The sequence below is a fragment of the Streptomyces sp. NPDC090088 genome (assembly GCF_044747345.1).
In the GTDB taxonomy this organism is placed as follows: domain Bacteria; phylum Actinomycetota; class Actinomycetes; order Streptomycetales; family Streptomycetaceae; genus Streptomyces.
The window spans coordinates 264,445-280,459 of record NZ_JBIVDZ010000003.1 but is presented as its reverse complement, the minus strand read 5'-3'; the positions used below and the strand labels follow the sequence as shown (position 1 = coordinate 280,459).

The following is a 16,015-nucleotide window of genomic DNA, read 5'->3' as shown; positions in this document are numbered from 1 at the left end:
ACTCTCTCCTCGTGCTACTCGGCCGAGGGCGCCTCACCCTCGTCCGTACCGCTGGTCTCGAGACCCTCGGCGGTCTCGGCGGTCTCGTCCACGGTGTCGTCACCGTCGACTTCCTCCGCCTCGCTGCCGGCCTCGGCGTTACGTGCGATACCGACGACGGCATCGCGCTTGCCCAGGTTGATCAGTTGGACGCCCATGGTGTCACGGCCCGTCTCCCTGACCTCGCTGACTCGCGTGCGAATCACACCGCCGGACAGGCTGATGGCGAGGATCTCGTCGTTCTCCTCGACAATCAGCGCACCGACGAGCGAACCGCGGTCCTCCACGATCTTGGCGGCCTTGATACCGAGGCCGCCGCGGCCCTGGACGCGGTACTCGTCGACACGGGTCCGCTTCGCGTACCCCCCGTCGGTGGCAGTGAACACGAACGTACCGGGTCGAACAACATTCATCGACAGAAGTTCATCGCCCTCGCGGAAACTCATGCCCTTGACACCGGAGGTGGCCCGGCCCATGGGGCGCAGCGAGTCGTCGGAGGCCGTGAACCTGATCGACTGTGCCTTCTTGCTGATCAGAAGGAGATCGTCGTCCGCCGAGACCAGTTCGGCGCCGATCAGTTCGTCGTCGGAACCGTCCTCGCGCTCACGCAGGTTGATCGCGATCACACCGCCGGTGCGGGGCGAATCGTAATCCTTCAGAGGCGTCTTCTTGACCAGACCGCCCTTGGTGGCCAGCACCAGGTAGGACGCCGCGTCGTAGTCCCGGATCGCGAGGATCTCGGCGATCGCCTCGTCCGGCTGGAAGGCCAGCAGGTTGGCCACGTGCTGACCGCGCGCGTCCCGGCCGGCGTCCGGCAGCTCGTACGCCTTCGCCCGGTACACCCGGCCCTTGTTGGTGAAGAACAGCAGCCAGTGGTGCGTGGTGGAGACGAAGAAGTGGTCGACGATGTCGTCTTCCTTCAGCTTCGTACCGCGCACGCCCTTGCCGCCGCGCTTCTGCGCCCGGTAGTCGACCGTCTTGGTCCGCTTGACGTAACCGCCGCGCGAGACCGTGACGACGATGTCCTCCTCGGCGATCAGGTCCTCGATGGACATGTCACCGTCGTAGGGCACCAGCATGGTCTTGCGGTCGTCGCCGAACTTCTCCACGATCGCGGCGAGCTCGGCGCTGACGATCCCGCGCTGGCGGACCGGCGAGGCCAGGATCGCGTTGTACTCGGTGATCTTCGCCTGGAGCTCGTCGTGCTCCTGGATGATCTTCTGGCGCTCCAGGGCGGCCAGCCGGCGCAGCTGCATCTCGAGGATGGCGTTGGCCTGGATCTCGTCGATCTCCAGGAGCTCCATCAGCCCGGTACGCGCGATCTCGACCGTGTCGCTGGCCCGGATCAGCGCGATGACCTCGTCGATCGCGTCCAGCGCCTTGAGCAGACCGCGCAGGATGTGCGCCCGCTCCTCGGCCTTGCGCAGCCGGAACTTCGTACGGCGGACGATGACCTCGATCTGGTGCGTCACCCAGTGCCGGATGAACGCGTCCAGGGACAGGGTGCGCGGCACGCCGTCGACCAGCGCCAGCATGTTGGCGCCGAAGTTGGTCTGCAGGTCGGTGTGCTTGTAGAGGTTGTTGAGGACGACCTTGGCGACCGCGTCCCGCTTCAGCACGATGACGAGCCGCTGGCCGGTACGCGACGAGGTCTCGTCACGGACGTCCGCGATGCCGCCGACCTTGCCGTCCTTCACCAGGTCGGCGATCTTCTGCGCGAGGTTGTCGGGGTTGACCTGGTACGGCAGCTCCGTGACCACCAGGCACTGGCGGTTCTGGATCTCCTCGACCTCGACGACCGCCCGCATGGTGATCGAGCCGCGGCCTGTGCGGTAGGCCTCCTCGATGCCCTTGCGGCCGACGACCAGCGCGCCGGTCGGGAAGTCGGGGCCCTTGATGCGCTCGATCAGCGCGTCCAGGAGGTCCTCGTGCGAGGCCTCCGGGTTCTCCAGGTACCACTGGGCGCCGGCCGCGACCTCGCGCAGGTTGTGCGGCGGGATGTTGGTCGCCATGCCGACCGCGATACCGGCCGAGCCGTTGATCAGCAGGTTCGGGAAGCGGGCGGGCAGGACGGTCGGCTCCTGGGAGCGGCCGTCGTAGTTGTCCGTGAAGTCGACGGTCTCCTCGTCGATGTCGCGGACCATCTCCATCGACAGCGGCGCCATCTTGCACTCGGTGTAGCGCATGGCGGCCGCCGGGTCGTTGCCCGGGGAGCCGAAGTTGCCGTTGGAGTCGACGAGCGGCATCCGCATCGACCACGGCTGGGCGAGGCGGACCAGGGCGTCGTAGATGGAGGAGTCGCCGTGCGGGTGGTAGTTGCCCATGACGTCGCCGACGACACGGGCGCACTTGTAGAAGCCGCGCTCCGGGCGGTACCCGCCGTCGTACATCGCGTACAGCACGCGCCGGTGGACGGGCTTGAGACCGTCCCGGACGTCGGGCAGCGCGCGGGAGACGATGACGGACATCGCGTAGTCGAGGTACGAGCGCTGCATCTCCGTCTCGAGCCCGACGGGCTCGATGCGCATCACGACGTCGCCGCCCTCTTCAGGGGTGACAGGAGTGTTCTCGTCGGCCATTGCTGGTGAAGATCCTTCCTGGTGCGGTCAGCTGAGACCGACTCAGATGTCGAGGAAGCGGACGTCCTTGGCATTGCGCTGGATGAACTGGCGGCGGGCCTCGACGTCCTCGCCCATCAGGACCGAGAACAGGTCGTCGGCCTGCGCGGCGTCGTCGAGGGTGACCTGGCCGAGGACGCGGTGGTCGACGTCCATGGTGGTCACGCGCAGCTCCTCGGCGTTCATCTCGCCGAGACCCTTGAAGCGCTGGATCGAGTCCTCCTTGACGCGCTTGCCACGCTGCCGGCCCAGCTCCAGCAGGGCGTCGCGCTCGCGGTCGGAGTACGCGTACTCGACCTCGTCCCGGCCCCACTTGATCTTGTAGAGCGGGGGACGGGACAGGTACACGTGCCCCTGCTCCACCAGGTCCCGCATGAAGCGGAACAGGAAGGTCAGCAGCAGGGTGTTGATGTGCTGGCCGTCGACGTCGGCGTCCGCCATCAGGATGATCTTGTGATAGCGGAGCTTCGAGATGTCGAAGTCCTCGTGCACACCCGTGCCGAAGGCGGAGATCAGCGCCTGGATCTCCTGGTTCTGCAGGATCTTGTCGATCCGCGCCTTCTCGACGTTGAGGATCTTGCCGCGGATGGGGAGGATCGCCTGGTACTGCGGGTTGCGGCCGGACTTGGCCGAACCGCCGGCGGAGTCACCCTCGACGATGAAGATCTCGCACTTGGTGGGGTCGTTGGACTGGCAGTCCGAGAGCTTGCCCGGCAGCGAGGCGCTCTCCAGGAGGCCCTTGCGGCGGGTCAGGTCACGGGCCTTGCGGGCCGCCACGCGCGCGGTGGCCGCCTGGATGCCCTTGCGGACGATGTCCGCGGCCTCCACCGGGTACCGGTCCAGCCAGTCGTTGAGGTGCTCGTAGACCGCCTTCTGCACGAAGGTCTTGGCCTCCGTGTTGCCCAGCTTGGTCTTCGTCTGGCCCTCGAACTGCGGCTCGCTCAGCTTCACCGAGATGATCGCGGTCAGACCCTCACGGATGTCGTCACCGGTGAGGTTGTCGTCCTTCTCGCGGAGCAGCTTCTTGTCGCGCGCGTACTTGTTGATCAGCGAGGTGAGCGCCGCGCGGAAGCCCTCCTCGTGCGTGCCGCCCTCATGCGTGTGGATGATGTTGGCGAACGAGTACACACCCTCGCTGTAGCCGCTGTTCCACTGCATGGCGACCTCGAGGGACAGGCTCTTGTCCTTGTCCTCCGCCTCCAGGTCGATGACGGTCGGGTGCACCACGTCCCCCTTGCGGGAGTTGAGGTACTTCACGAAGTCGACGATGCCGCCCTCGTAGTGGTACGTGACCGTCTTGACCTCGGACTTCTCGTCCGCGCCGGCCTCGTCCGCCCCGGCGACGGCCTTCGCCGACTCACGCTCGTCGGTGAGCCGGATGGTCAGGCCCTTGTTGAGGAACGCCATCTCCTGGAAGCGCCGCGACAGCGTCTCGAAGGAGTACTCGGTGGTCTCGAAGATGTCCGGGTCCGCCCAGAACGTGACCGAGGTGCCGGTCTCGCCCGTCTCCTCGTGCTGTGCCAGCGGAGCCGTCGGGACGCCCAGCTTGTAGTCCTGCGTCCAGCGGTGGCCGTCGGTCCTGATCTCGACCGAGACCCGGGACGACAGGGCGTTCACGACGGAGACGCCGACGCCGTGCAGACCACCGGAGACCGCGTAGCCGCCGCCGCCGAACTTGCCGCCCGCGTGCAGCACGGTCAGCACGACCTCGACGGCCGGCTTGCCCTCGGACGCCACGATGCCGACCGGGATGCCACGGCCGTTGTCCACGACGCGCACGCCGCCGTCGGCCAGGATCGTCACGTCGATCGTGTCCGCGTGGCCCGCCAGAGCCTCGTCGACTGAGTTGTCCACGACCTCGTACACGAGGTGGTGCAGGCCGCGCTCGCCGGTGGAGCCGATGTACATACCGGGTCGCTTGCGGACCGCGTCCAGCCCTTCGAGGACGGTGATGGCGCTGGCGTCGTAGGAGGCGGTGACCTCACCGTTCGCGCCGGCGTCGGTGGACGGGATGTTCTCGTTGGGGTTGCCGGAATCGGCCACGAAGCGCCCTTTCTGGCACAGCACGAGCCGGGCTCGTCGGCGGGTTGCCGGAGCGGCTGCGGCATGTTGCGTTGGTAAGCCTTGATCAGCGTTGCTCAGCTTTTCCCGGACGGTCCCCACGTTTGGGGCGGGATTGGCTTCCAGTCTACCGGTAGCGCCGACAGTGATGGGGGTTTGCCGGTACCTGAGTCCGCATGTGCCGCCCTGAACCCGCCTCTGCCGACTCCCGATATACGGATGGGGGCTCCAAGAGGCTCACGGAGGCACTCAGCGCTTCCGGCTGTCAACCCTTGGCTACTCCGGGGTCAGGTCGCGATTCGCATCCGCGTGCGGTTGTACGACGATCAGCCGAGCGGGCCGTACGACGGCTCCCAGCTCGGCTGATGGCGTGACGTAAGTCACCCGTAGGTGTCGCCGGGGCCGATGCTCCCGGGGGCGCGCAGCGGGCCGTAGCGCCGGACCGGACCGCCCGGATTGAGCACCTTGATCAGGCGTACGGTGCCGTGCCCCAGGTCCTCGTTCAGGCGCGCGACCAGCGCGGGCGCGAGGTGGCGCAGCTGGGTCGCCCAGGCCGTCGAGTCGCACTGCACGACCAGGACCCGCTCGTCCTCGTCGTACCGCTGCGGCACACAGTGCTTGGCCAGGTCCTCGCCGACGATCTGCGGCCAGCGGCCCATCACCCCGCCGACCGCGGCCGGCGTCTCCCAGCCGCGTTCGGTGATCAGCCGGTTGATGGCGGACCCGAGCGCCATGGGGTCACGGCCGTCGGCGCGCGCGCCGGAGCGCAGGCCACCGCGCCGCGCCTGCTTCTTCTGCTGCGCCGCCTCGCCCCGCGCGCGTGCCGCCTCCTTCGCCGCGCGCAGCGCCACGCGCGCGAGGTCCACGCCCGAAGGCTCCTTCTCGGGGGCCGGCCCGTCGGTGCTCATGCGCGCTCCACCGTCCCGTCGGCCACCGTGTACCGGGTGCCGGTGAGCAGATGCGGTACGTCGTCGTCCACCGCGGCGGTGACCAGCACCTGCTCGCCCGGGGCGACCAGCTCCGCCAGCCGCTCCCGGCGCCGGGCGTCCAGCTCGGCGAACACGTCGTCGAGCACCAGCACGGGCTCGTTGCCCTCGGCGCGCAGCAGGTCGTACGAGGCCAGCCGCAGCGCCAGCGCGTACGACCAGGACTCGCCGTGCGAGGCGTACCCCTTGGCGGGCAGCTGCCCCAGCTTGAGCACCAGGTCGTCGCGGTGCGGGCCGATCAGGGTCACCCCCCGCTCGATCTCCTGCTTGCGGGCCTCCGCCAGGGCCGCCATCAGCTGGGGGTACAGGTCCTCACGGGTGTGGGCCTCGCCGGGCGCGGACGGCTTGTACTCCAGCGCGACCGGACCGCCGCCCGGCGCCAGCTGCTCGTACGCCTTGTCGGCGAGGGGCTGGATCGCGGCGACCAGGTCGAGCCGCTGCGCGAGCAGCTCGGCGCCGGCCCGCGCGAGGTGCTGGTCCCACACGTCGAGCGTGGACAGGTCCATGGTCCGGCCGCCGTGCCGCCGCGCGAGGGCCGCCGTCTTCAGCAGGGTGTTGCGCTGCTTCAGCACCCGCTCGTAGTCGGACCGCACGCCCGCCATCCGCGGCGACCGCGCGGTGATCAGCTCGTCGAGGAAGCGCCGCCGCTCGCCCGGGTCGCCCTTCACCAGCGCGAGGTCCTCGGGCGCGAACAGCACGGTCCGTACGATGCCCAGCACGTCCCGGGGCCTGACCTGCGAGGACCTGTTGATGCGGGCGCGGTTGGCCTTGCCGGGGTTGAGCTCCAGCTCGACCAGCTGCTGCCGCTCGCCCTGCCGGACCTGGGCGCGGATGATCGCGCGGTCGGCGCCCATCCGGACCAGGGGGGCGTCGGAGGAGACACGGTGGCTGCCGAGGGTGGCGAGATAGCCGACCGCCTCGACGAGGTTGGTCTTGCCCTGGCCGTTGGGACCGACGAAGGCGGTGACGCCCGGGTCGAGCGGGACCTCGACCCGGGCGTAGGAGCGGAAGTCGGCCAGCGACAGATGCGTGACGTGCATGGTGGTGCGCCGACCTCCCCGTTGGCTGCTACTGCTCGGTCTACTGCTTGGTCTCTACGGCGTGACCGCCGAACTGGTTGCGCAGCGCGGCGATCATCTTCATCTGCGGCGAGTCCTCCTGCCGGGAGGCGAACCGCGCGAACAGCGAGGCGGTGATCGCGGGCAGCGGCACCGCGTTGTCTATGGCGGCCTCCACGGTCCACCGGCCCTCGCCGGAGTCCTGCGCGAACCCCTTCAGCCGGTCCAGGTGCTCGTCCTCGTCGAGGGCGTTCACCGCGAGGTCCAGCAGCCAGGAACGGATCACCGTGCCCTCCTGCCAGGAGCGGAAGACCTCGCGCACGTCCGTGACGGAGTCGACCTTCTCCAGCAGCTCCCAGCCCTCGGCGTAGGCCTGCATCATCGCGTACTCGATGCCGTTGTGGACCATCTTCGCGAAGTGGCCCGCGCCGACCTTGCCGGCGTGCACCGAACCGAACTCGCCCTCGGGCTTCAGCGCGTCGAAGACCGGCCGCACCTTCTCGACGTGCCCGGTGTCGCCGCCGTACATCAGCGCGTAGCCGTTCTCCAGGCCCCAGACGCCCCCGGAGACCCCGCAGTCGACGAAGCCGATGCCCTTGGCCGCCAGCTCCTCGGCGTGCCGCTCGTCGTCCGTCCAGCGGGAGTTGCCGCCGTCGACGACCACGTCACCGGGTTCGAGCAGTTCGGCCAGCTCGTCGATCGTCGACTGGGTCGGCGCCCCGGCCGGGACCATCACCCACACCACGCGCGGGGCGCTGAGCTTGCCCACAAGCTCTTCCAGGCTGTGGACATCGGCGAGGTCCGGGTTGCGGTCGTATCCGACGACGGTGTGGCCCGCGCGGCGGATCCGCTCGCGCATGTTGCCGCCCATCTTGCCGAGGCCGACGAGACCGAGATCCATCAGTTGGTTCCTTAGGTAGCGGTGTGGCAGGAGAGGCACTTTCGTACCTACGTCCGAGCCTAGTCCCGGCCCTTTGCGCACAGTTGTGGGCATAGGCGCTCACCTGGGGAAACCCGCCCCGCGAGGGTGCCGGGTACCCACAGGGGGAGCCCGGCACCGTGCACAGCTGTGGACAACTCAGCCGCTGAGGCGCACCGGCATGATCAGGTACTTGTAGGCCTCGTCCGACTCCGCGTCCAGCGCGGGCTTTCCGCTCAGCAGCGCCGGCTTCGTGGACGTCGTGAACGACAGCTGGGCCACCGGCGAGTCGATCGCGCTCAGGCCGTCGAGCAGGAAGGTCGGGTTGAAGGCGATGGAGACGTCGTCGCCCTCCAGCTGCGCGTCGACCCGCTCCACAGCCTGTGCGTCGTCGCTGGAACCGGCCTCCAGGATCAGCACGCCCTGCTCGAAGCTGAGCCGCACCGGGGTGTTCCGCTCGGCGACCAGGGCGACACGCTTGACGGCCTCCACGAAGGGGGCGGTCTCGATCACGGCCACGGAGTTGAACTCGGTCGGGAACAGCGACCGGTACTTCGGCAGGTCGCCCTCGAGCAGCCGCGTGGTGGTACGGCGGCCCGCGCCCTCGAAACCGATGAGCCCCTCGCCCGCGCCCGAGCCGGAGAGCGCCAGGATGACGCTGTCGCCGCTCGTGAGCGCCTTGGCGGTGTCCAGGAGCGTCTTGGCGGGCACCAGGGCGACCGCGGAGGCCTCCGGGTTCTCCGGCTTCCACAGGAACTCGCGGACCGCGAAGCGGTAGCGGTCGGTGGAGGCCAGGGTGACCGTGTCGCCCTCGATCTCGATGCGCACACCGGTGAGCACCGGGAGGGTGTCGTCACGGCCGGCGGCGATGGCCACCTGGGAGACGGCGGAGGCGAAGACCTCGCCGGGAACCGTGCCCGTCGCGTTCGGCATCTGCGGCAGGGAGGGGTACTCCTCCACAGGCAGTGTGTGCAGCGTGAACCGGGAGGATCCACAGACCACCGTCGCCCGTACACCGTCTGTGGAAATCTCCACCGGCCGGTTGGGCAGGGCGCGGCAGATGTCGGCGAGCAGCCGGCCGGAGACCAGGACCGTGCCCTCCTCCTCGACCTCGGTCTCGACGCTGACCCGCGCGGAGACCTCGTAGTCGAAGCTCGACAGGCTCAGCTGGCCGTCCTCGGCCTTCAGGAGCAGGCCGGCGAGGACCGGCGCCGGCGGACGGGCCGGGAGGCTGCGTGCCGCCCAGGCCACTGCCTCCGCGAGTACGTCGCGTTCCACCCGGATCTTCACCGTAAGCCCGCCTCCTGCTGTTGCCGGGGCTTCTCGCCCTGCTGCGTCTTCGTCGTCTGTTCCGGTGTCGTCGGCCCCTGGGAGGGGAAGAACACCGGGGACCAGTCTGACGCACCGCACTGACAGCTGGTGCCCGTCGGGGTCAAGTCGTGACGAGGCGCGGTCAGAGGCCGAAGAGCGAGTTGTGCACAGGGCCCTCTTCGAAACGGATTCCCAGCTCTCTCTAGTTGTCAGTAGTAGTAGGGGCTGTGGATACCGTGGATAACCTCGTTTGCCCAGCTCAGGGGCCAGATTTTGTCCACTGCCCCTGTGGGTGGAGCCGGTGGACAACTGGGCGTCTCTGTGGAGAACAGAAAGTTCTGCACACACCGTGCACAGCCCGAGGGCACTTCTCCCCAACGCCGTCCCCAGCTTTACCCACCTTTCCCACAGCCCAACCCGGCACCTTTGTGTGACGCCTTTCACTCGACTCGGTGAGGAGGCGCGTCGCGTTGCCGAACAGTGGACAGCGGTGTGGAGAAGCTGGGGATCGCTGGGGACAACCGCCCCTCAGCCTGTGGGTTGCCGGTGGACAACTTCATGCACACCCTGTGGACGTCTTCGTCGTCCACAGCCTGTGGAGATCCTTCGTCCACGATTCCACAGCCCCTTGAGCTGCCTTGATCCTCTTTCAGCCCCCAGCCTGTGGACGACGTTCGGGACAACTTCACAGTCCCCAGGGTGTGGACGCAAGAAAGTCGGCAAATCTGTGGAGGACGGCCGTAACCAGGCCGGTAATCGAACACCGGGGGGCGTTTGCCTGCGACCCCGTTCAGGGAACGCGCCCCGTCAGGGGCGCGGGGCTGTATCGATATGCGGCTCCGCCGCGTGGGCGTGACCAGCCCCCACCGAGCCCGCAGCAGACCACTCCCGAACCGCCCCCAGGCAGCAAAAGGCGCCCCCGGGATCTCTCCCAAGGGCGCCCTGAACGCCGTAGAACCGTCGGCTGAGCCGCCGACCGCTACCCGTTCTTGATCCGGTTCGTCAGCTCCGTCACCTGGTTGTAGATCGACCGCCGCTCCGCCATCAACGCCCGGATCTTCCGGTCGGCGTGCATCACGGTCGTGTGGTCCCGGTTGCCGAACTGCGCCCCGATCTTCGGCAGCGACAGATCCGTCAGCTCCCGGCAGAGGTACATGGCGATCTGGCGCGCCGTGACCAGTTGCCGGCCGCGCGAGCTGCCGCACAGGTCCTCGACGGTGAGGCCGAAGTAGTCGGCGGTCGACGCCATGATGGCCGTCGCGGTGATCTCGGGCGTCGTGTCCTGCCCGCCCGGGATCAGGTCCTTGAGGACGATCTCCGTCAGCCCGAGGTCGACCGGCTGCCGGTTGAGCGACGCGAAGGCCGTCACCCGGATCAGCGCGCCCTCCAGCTCACGGATGTTGCGGGAGATGCGGGAGGCGATGAACTCCAGCACCTCCGGCGGGGCGTTGAGCTGCTCCTGCACCGCCTTCTTGCGGAGGATCGCGATCCGCGTCTCCAGCTCCGGCGGCTGGACGTCGGTGATCAGGCCCCACTCGAAACGGTTCCGGAGCCGGTCCTCCAGGGTGACCAGCTGCTTGGGCGGCCGGTCGCTGGACAGCACGATCTGCTTGTTCGCGTTGTGGAGTGTGTTGAAGGTGTGGAAGAACTCCTCCTGCGTCGACTCCTTGTCCGCGAGGAACTGGATGTCGTCGACGAGCAGGATGTCCATCTCGCGGTAGCGCTTGCGGAAGCTGTCGCCCTTGCCGTCGCGGATCGAGTTGATGAACTCGTTGGTGAACTCCTCGGAGCTCACGTACCGCACGCGGGTGCCCGGGTAGAGGCTCCGCGCGTAGTGCCCGATCGCGTGCAGCAGGTGCGTCTTGCCGAGCCCGGACTCCCCGTAGATGAAGAGCGGGTTGTACGCCTTCGCGGGCGCCTCGGCGACGGCGACCGCGGCCGCGTGGGCGAAGCGGTTGGACGCGCCGATGACGAACGTGTCGAAGAGGTACTTGGGGTTCAGACGGGCGGTCGGTTCGCCCGGCCCGCCGGCCGGCGCGGGCTTGGCGCCCAGCGGGCCGGGTCCGCCGGCGCTCGGCAGGTCCGCCCGTCCGGGACCGCCCCGGTGCCCCTGAACCGTCCCGCCCGAGGGCTCGGACCGCTCACGGCGGCCGGCGTCGCGCTGGTCGTACTCGGACCGGTCGTAGTCCGGCCGCTTGTCGTAGTCCGGCCGGCTGTCGTACTCGGATCGCTTGTCGTAGTCGGCGCGCGGCGGCTCGTAGTCCGTGCGCTGCTGCTCGTACTCGGCGCGCTGCTGCTCGTACGGCGGCCGGTCCATCGGCTGCTGCGGGCGGTACTCCTGGGAGTAGGAGTCGCCGTAGCCGTCGGAGCGGTAGGAGTCCTGGGGCGGCGAGGCATAGGGGTCGCGCTCGGGGAAGCCGAGCCGGGGCTGCTGCCAGCCGTACTCGTCCTGCCCGGGGCGCGGCCAGGCGCCGGGTTCGGGGCGCTGGTACTCGGAGGGGTAGGCGGGACGGGCGGTCGGGAGCTGGTCGCGGCCGCCCTGGTCCTCGGCGCGGTGGCGGCCGTAGCCGCCGTCGTACGGTGCCGGGGGAAGCTCGGGCTCCTCGTAACGCTGCTGCTGCAGGGGAGGCGCCGGCGGGGCCGGCGGTTCGCCCGCGGACTCGTCCACGGTGATCGCGATGCGGATCGGGCGCCCGCACTCACGGCTCAGGGTCTCGCTGACGATGGGGGCGAGACGGCCCTCCAGTACGTTCTTCGCGAATTCGTTCGGTACGGCGAGCAGGGCGGTGTCCGCGACCAGCGCGAGCGGCTGGCAGCGTCGGATCCAGTGCTCGTCCTTCGACTCCACACCCTGACCGCGGCCCTCACCGAGGAGCTGCTCCAGTACTCGTGGCCACACTGCGGCAAGATCGGCAGGTACGTCAGCCACAGGGCACGCTCTCTCACGGGTCCCACGAACGTGTGGTTCGAGGACGGGTCGGGATGAATATCGGGTCGGGCGGGGATAAAGGAACGAATCGGAGTCCAGCCACGGTAGTCAGCGTGGCGGGTGCGGTTCAAGTTGTTGTCCCCAGCCTGTGGATAGTGTCTCTCGGTCACTGCTGGTTTGACCGAATGGCGTAGCCCCGCGTACCGTAACCAGGTCGAGTTGTCGATGGCTGCTGCCGCCTGCCTCCGATGGGCACAGATCGCTGAAGGTGATCGGGAAGCGGTGCACTCGGGCGTGATGCGAGCTACTCGTGGGCGCACGGTGACAGCCAGGACGGCACCCGCCACACCGATTTGATTTCTGGAGCCCCCGAGTGAGCAAGCGCACCTTCCAGCCGAACAACCGTCGTCGCGCCAAGACCCACGGCTTCCGCCTGCGGATGCGCACCCGTGCCGGTCGCGCGATTCTCGCGAACCGTCGTGCAAAGGGTCGCGCCAGCCTGTCCGCCTGATCCCGGTCAGGTCATGACGTCGTGCTGCCTACCGAGCATCGGCTGAGGCGGCGCGAGGACTTCGCGACCGCGGTACGACGGGGTCGCCGGGCAGGCCGCCCGTCCCTCGTCGTCCACCTTCGTAGCGGTGCCACGGACCCGCACGCGCCTGGGGAGAGCGCTCCCCCGACGCGTGCGGGTTTCGTCGTGAGCAAGGCCGTGGGTGGTGCCGTGGTGCGCAACACGGTGAAGCGCAGACTGCGTCATCTGATGCGCGAGCGAGTCGCCCTGTTTCCCCCCGGTAGCCTGGTAGTCGTACGAGCGCTGCCCGGAGCGGGTGACGCCGACCATGCACAGCTGGCCCGAGACCTGGATGCCGCCATCGAGCGGCTGCTGGGAGGGGGCGCGCGATGAAGTACCCACTGCTGGCTCTGATCAAGCTGTACCAGTGGACGATCAGTCCGCTGCTCGGGCCGGTGTGCAAGTACTACCCGTCTTGCTCCCACTACGGCTACACGGCCATCGACCGGCACGGTGCGATCAAGGGAACGGCACTGACCGCCTGGCGCATCCTGCGGTGCAATCCGTGGTCGCTCGGCGGTGTGGACCATGTCCCGCCGCGCAAGCGCCCGCGGTGGCACGAAATGCTGCGTGACGCCTGGCGTGCACGCAGGGGCGGGCCCTCCGCCGCCGACTCGGCCACCGAAGGGAAGGCTCCCACCGAGCTTCCTTCGAGCCCGGCCGCAGAGACTTCGTCCCATGCCCAAGGAGCATGATTAGTGGACACGATTGCCAGCTTGTTCAGCTTCATCACGACACCCGTTTCATGGGTCATCGTCCAGTTCCACTCGGTGTACGGGAAGATCTTCGGTCCCGACACGGGCTGGGCCTGGGGCTTGTCCATCGTGTCCCTGGTGATCCTGATCCGCATCTGCCTGATCCCGCTCTTCGTGAAGCAGATCAAGGCGACCCGGGCCATGCAGACGCTGCAGCCCGAGATGAAGAAGATCCAGGAGCGCTACAAGAACGACAAGCAGCGCCAGTCCGAAGAGATGATGAAGCTGTACAAGGAGTCGGGTACCAACCCGCTCTCCTCGTGCCTTCCCATCCTGGCGCAGTCGCCGTTCTTCTTCGCCCTGTACCACGTGCTCAACGGCATCGCGACGGGCACGACGATCGGTGTCATCAACGAGTCGCTGCTCGCCAGCGCCCGTAATGCGCACATCTTCGGTGCCCCGCTCGCCGCGAAGTTCACGGACGGTTCCGCGAAGGTGGAGGCGCTCGGTGCCTCCCTCACCGACGTCCGGGTCGTCACCGCGATCATGATCGTTCTGATGTCGGCGTCGCAGTTCTACACGCAGCGCCAGCTGATGACGAAGAACGTCGACACCACGGTGAAGACGCCGTTCATGCAGCAGCAGAAGATGCTGATGTACGTCTTCCCGGTCATGTTCGCCGTCTTCGGTATCAACTTCCCGGTCGGTGTCCTCGTCTACTGGCTGACCACCAACGTGTGGACCATGGGCCAGCAGATGTACGTCATCCGCAACAACCCGACCCCGGGTTCCAAGGCTCAGGCCGCCTACCTGGAGCGCCTCACCAAGCACGTCACGGACCACGGCAAGACCCGGCGCCGGAGCGAGAAGACGATCATCAAGGCGATCGTCGCGAAGGGCCGCGACCGCAACGAGTTCGAGCGCGGTTTCATCAACGCGCTGACCAAGTCGGGCCTGGTGGCCCAGGCCGACGGCACCGTGGTGAAGGGCGAGGCCCAGGCCGCCACGCTGACCGAGGACGGCGTCGCGACCACCGCCGCCGCCAAGCGCCAGCAGCCCAAGCGCCAGACCAAGGCCCAGCGGCAGTCCGGCGGTACGAAGGCGGCCGGCGATTCCCCGTCGGATGCCTCGGACTCCTCGGACTCCTCGGACTCTTCGCAGAAGACCACCTCGCTGGAGAAGTCCGACGAGCCGCAGGACGCCAAGCCCGCCGCCCAGCAGCCCCCGAAGGGCGGCTCCAACGGCCGCAGCAGGGCTCAGTCCGGTCAGCGCAAGGGCGGTCCGCAGCGCCCCAAGTCCCCGTCCAAGAAGTAAGAAGGAGCCCATCCCGTGACGGAAGGCACCACCTCCGCCGCTGCCGAGGGTGCAGACACCCTGACCCGCCTGGAGCAGGAGGGCGAGATCGCGGCGGACTACCTCGAGGGTCTGCTGGACATCGCCGATCTCGACGGCGACATCGACATGGATGTCGAGGCCGACCGCGCCTCCGTGTCGATCATCTCCGACTCGGGCGGCCGCGACCTGCATAAGCTGGTCGGCCGCGACGGCGAGGTGCTGGAGGCGCTCCAGGAGCTGACCCGCCTGGCCGTGCACCGGGAGACCGGCGACCGCAGTCGGCTGATGCTCGACATCGCGGGCTACCGTGCCAAGAAGCGCGCCGAGCTCTCCGAGCTGGGTGCCAAGGCCGCCGCTGAGGTCAAGAGCACCGGTGAGCCCGTGAAGCTCAAGCCGATGACCCCGTTCGAGCGCAAGGTCGTGCACGACGCGGTCAAGTCCGCCGGACTGCGCAGCGAGTCGGAGGGCGAGGAGCCGCAGCGGTTCGTCGTCGTGCTGCCCGCCTGATCGGTCCCCACGTTGTACCGGCCCCGTCTGTTGAGCAGGCGGGGCCGAACTTTGTCAGCCTGGTAGTTCTGGTGGCCGGTGCGCGGAGCGCCGGCGCTGTACGGAAGGACGGTCCCCGTGACGGAGGCTGCGGAGCTCCCCCCGGCGCCCGAACAGGCGCGGGAAGTCTTCGGCGAGCGCTTCGCCGATGCGGTCCGCTACGCGGAGCTGCTCGCCGAGGCAGGTGTGCAGCGTGGTCTGATCGGCCCACGGGAAGTACCCCGCCTGTGGGAGCGGCATCTGCTGAACTGCGCGGTGCTCTCGGAGGCCGTCCCCGAAGGGGTGACGGTGTGCGATGTGGGCTCCGGTGCCGGTCTGCCGGGCATCCCCCTGGCGCTGGTCCGGGACGACCTCAACATCACCCTGCTGGAGCCACTGCTGCGCCGCACCAACTTCCTCACCGAGGTCGTCGAGCTGCTGGGCCTGAACCATGTGACCGTCGTGCGTGGCCGGGCCGAGGAGGTCATGGGCAGTCTGCCCCCGGTGCATGTGGTGACGGCCCGTGCCGTGGCCCCGCTGGACCGGCTGGCCACCTGGGGCATTCCGCTGCTGCGTCCCTACGGCGAGATGCTCGCCCTCAAGGGGGACACGGCGGAGGAGGAGCTGAAGGCGGCGTCCACCGCTCTCACGAAGCTCGGCGCGGTGTCCACGTCCATCCTGCATGTGGGTGAAGGTGTGGTGGATCCGCTCTCCACCGTGGTGCGGGTGGAGGTCGGGGAGAGTCCGGGCGGGGTGCGCTTCGCGGCCAAGCGGGCGAAGGCGGCTCGTACGGGAAGGGCGCGTAGGCGCCGCTGATCCGTCCTGCGGACGAGACGTACTCCACACAAGCTGCCAAACCTACGCATGACGGAGTGTCGCGGCTTTTCGGTCGCGCTCGCTGTGCATCGTGTTTCACGTGAAACGTCGCTCACTGCTGCACGGCATCATCGGTCGGACTCGCGCCGCGG

13 protein-coding genes are annotated in these 16,015 nt (G+C 68.5%); 6 read left to right on the top strand and 7 right to left on the bottom strand.

The window, feature by feature from the left end; genetic code table 11:
- Positions 1–14: 14 nt before the first annotated feature.
- From gyrA to dnaA, 7 genes are all read right to left on the bottom strand, one after another.
- Positions 15–2,618: a DNA gyrase subunit A gene (gene gyrA, locus ACIPSJ_RS17210; protein ID WP_359211522.1), complete on the bottom strand. Its 2,604-nt coding sequence runs from the start codon at positions 2,616–2,618 to the stop codon at positions 15–17.
- A 42-nt stretch (positions 2,619–2,660) separates the two neighbouring features.
- On the bottom strand, positions 2,661–4,724 hold the full coding sequence (gene gyrB, locus ACIPSJ_RS17205) for a DNA topoisomerase (ATP-hydrolyzing) subunit B (protein WP_359211525.1): 2,064 nt from the start codon (positions 4,722–4,724) through the stop codon (positions 2,661–2,663).
- Positions 4,725–5,098: 374 nt separating this feature from the next.
- Positions 5,099–5,626: a DUF721 domain-containing protein gene (locus tag ACIPSJ_RS17200; RefSeq protein WP_401346557.1), complete on the bottom strand. Its 528-nt coding sequence runs from the start codon at positions 5,624–5,626 to the stop codon at positions 5,099–5,101.
- Entirely contained in the window at positions 5,623–6,744 is a 1,122-nt protein-coding gene (recF, locus tag ACIPSJ_RS17195) for a DNA replication/repair protein RecF (RefSeq protein WP_401346553.1), read from the bottom strand. The genes ACIPSJ_RS17200 and recF overlap by 4 nt, the downstream gene beginning before the upstream one ends.
- A gap of 40 nt (positions 6,745–6,784) precedes the next feature.
- A complete protein-coding gene (gene gnd, locus ACIPSJ_RS17190) occupies positions 6,785–7,663 on the bottom strand; it encodes a phosphogluconate dehydrogenase (NAD(+)-dependent, decarboxylating) (protein WP_359211533.1) in 879 nt (292 codons plus the stop codon).
- 177 nt (positions 7,664–7,840) lie between these two features.
- Positions 7,841–8,971, bottom strand: coding sequence for a DNA polymerase III subunit beta (gene dnaN / locus ACIPSJ_RS17185; protein ID WP_355712474.1), 1,131 nt, complete (start codon positions 8,969–8,971; stop codon positions 7,841–7,843).
- 1,000 nt (positions 8,972–9,971) lie between these two features.
- Positions 9,972–11,921: a chromosomal replication initiator protein DnaA gene (gene dnaA / locus ACIPSJ_RS17180; protein WP_401346549.1), complete on the bottom strand. Its 1,950-nt coding sequence runs from the start codon at positions 11,919–11,921 to the stop codon at positions 9,972–9,974.
- A gap of 373 nt (positions 11,922–12,294) precedes the next feature.
- Between dnaA and rpmH the strand changes: the two genes are divergently transcribed.
- The 6 genes from rpmH (at position 12,295) to rsmG (ending at position 15,863) form a co-directional block, all read left to right on the top strand.
- Positions 12,295–12,432, top strand: coding sequence for a 50S ribosomal protein L34 (gene rpmH, locus ACIPSJ_RS17175; protein ID WP_015659252.1), 138 nt, complete (start codon positions 12,295–12,297; stop codon positions 12,430–12,432).
- A 21-nt stretch (positions 12,433–12,453) separates the two neighbouring features.
- Positions 12,454–12,825, top strand: coding sequence for a ribonuclease P protein component (rnpA, locus tag ACIPSJ_RS17170; RefSeq protein ID WP_089100455.1), 372 nt, complete (start codon positions 12,454–12,456; stop codon positions 12,823–12,825).
- A complete protein-coding gene (yidD, locus tag ACIPSJ_RS17165; protein WP_401346547.1) occupies positions 12,822–13,187 on the top strand; it encodes a membrane protein insertion efficiency factor YidD in 366 nt (121 codons plus the stop codon). The genes rnpA and yidD overlap by 4 nt, the downstream gene beginning before the upstream one ends.
- Before the next feature lie 3 nt (positions 13,188–13,190).
- Positions 13,191–14,501, top strand: coding sequence for a membrane protein insertase YidC (yidC, locus tag ACIPSJ_RS17160; protein WP_401346544.1), 1,311 nt, complete (start codon positions 13,191–13,193; stop codon positions 14,499–14,501).
- A gap of 15 nt (positions 14,502–14,516) precedes the next feature.
- Positions 14,517–15,029 (top strand): R3H domain-containing nucleic acid-binding protein, encoded by a 513-nt coding sequence (locus ACIPSJ_RS17155; protein ID WP_359211547.1) that lies wholly within the window; start codon positions 14,517–14,519, stop codon positions 15,027–15,029.
- A gap of 117 nt (positions 15,030–15,146) precedes the next feature.
- Complete coding sequence (gene rsmG / locus ACIPSJ_RS17150; RefSeq protein WP_359211549.1) at positions 15,147–15,863, top strand: 16S rRNA (guanine(527)-N(7))-methyltransferase RsmG; 717 nt, start codon at positions 15,147–15,149, stop codon at positions 15,861–15,863.
- The last annotated feature ends 152 nt before the right edge of the window (positions 15,864–16,015 follow it).

What these genes read in the sequence shown, in the direction of transcription:
- gyrA (WP_359211522.1), bottom strand. Translation starts at nt 2,618, where the DNA reads ATGGCCGACGAGAACACTCCTGTCACCCCTGAAGAGGGCGGCGACGTC.
- ACIPSJ_RS17200 (WP_401346557.1), bottom strand. Translation starts at nt 5,626, where the DNA reads ATGAGCACCGACGGGCCGGCCCCCGAGAAGGAGCCTTCGGGCGTGGAC.
- recF (WP_401346553.1), bottom strand. Translation starts at nt 6,744, where the DNA reads ATGCACGTCACGCATCTGTCGCTGGCCGACTTCCGCTCCTACGCCCGG.
- gnd (WP_359211533.1), bottom strand. Translation starts at nt 7,663, where the DNA reads ATGGATCTCGGTCTCGTCGGCCTCGGCAAGATGGGCGGCAACATGCGC.
- yidD (WP_401346547.1), top strand. Translation starts at nt 12,822, where the DNA reads ATGAAGTACCCACTGCTGGCTCTGATCAAGCTGTACCAGTGGACGATC.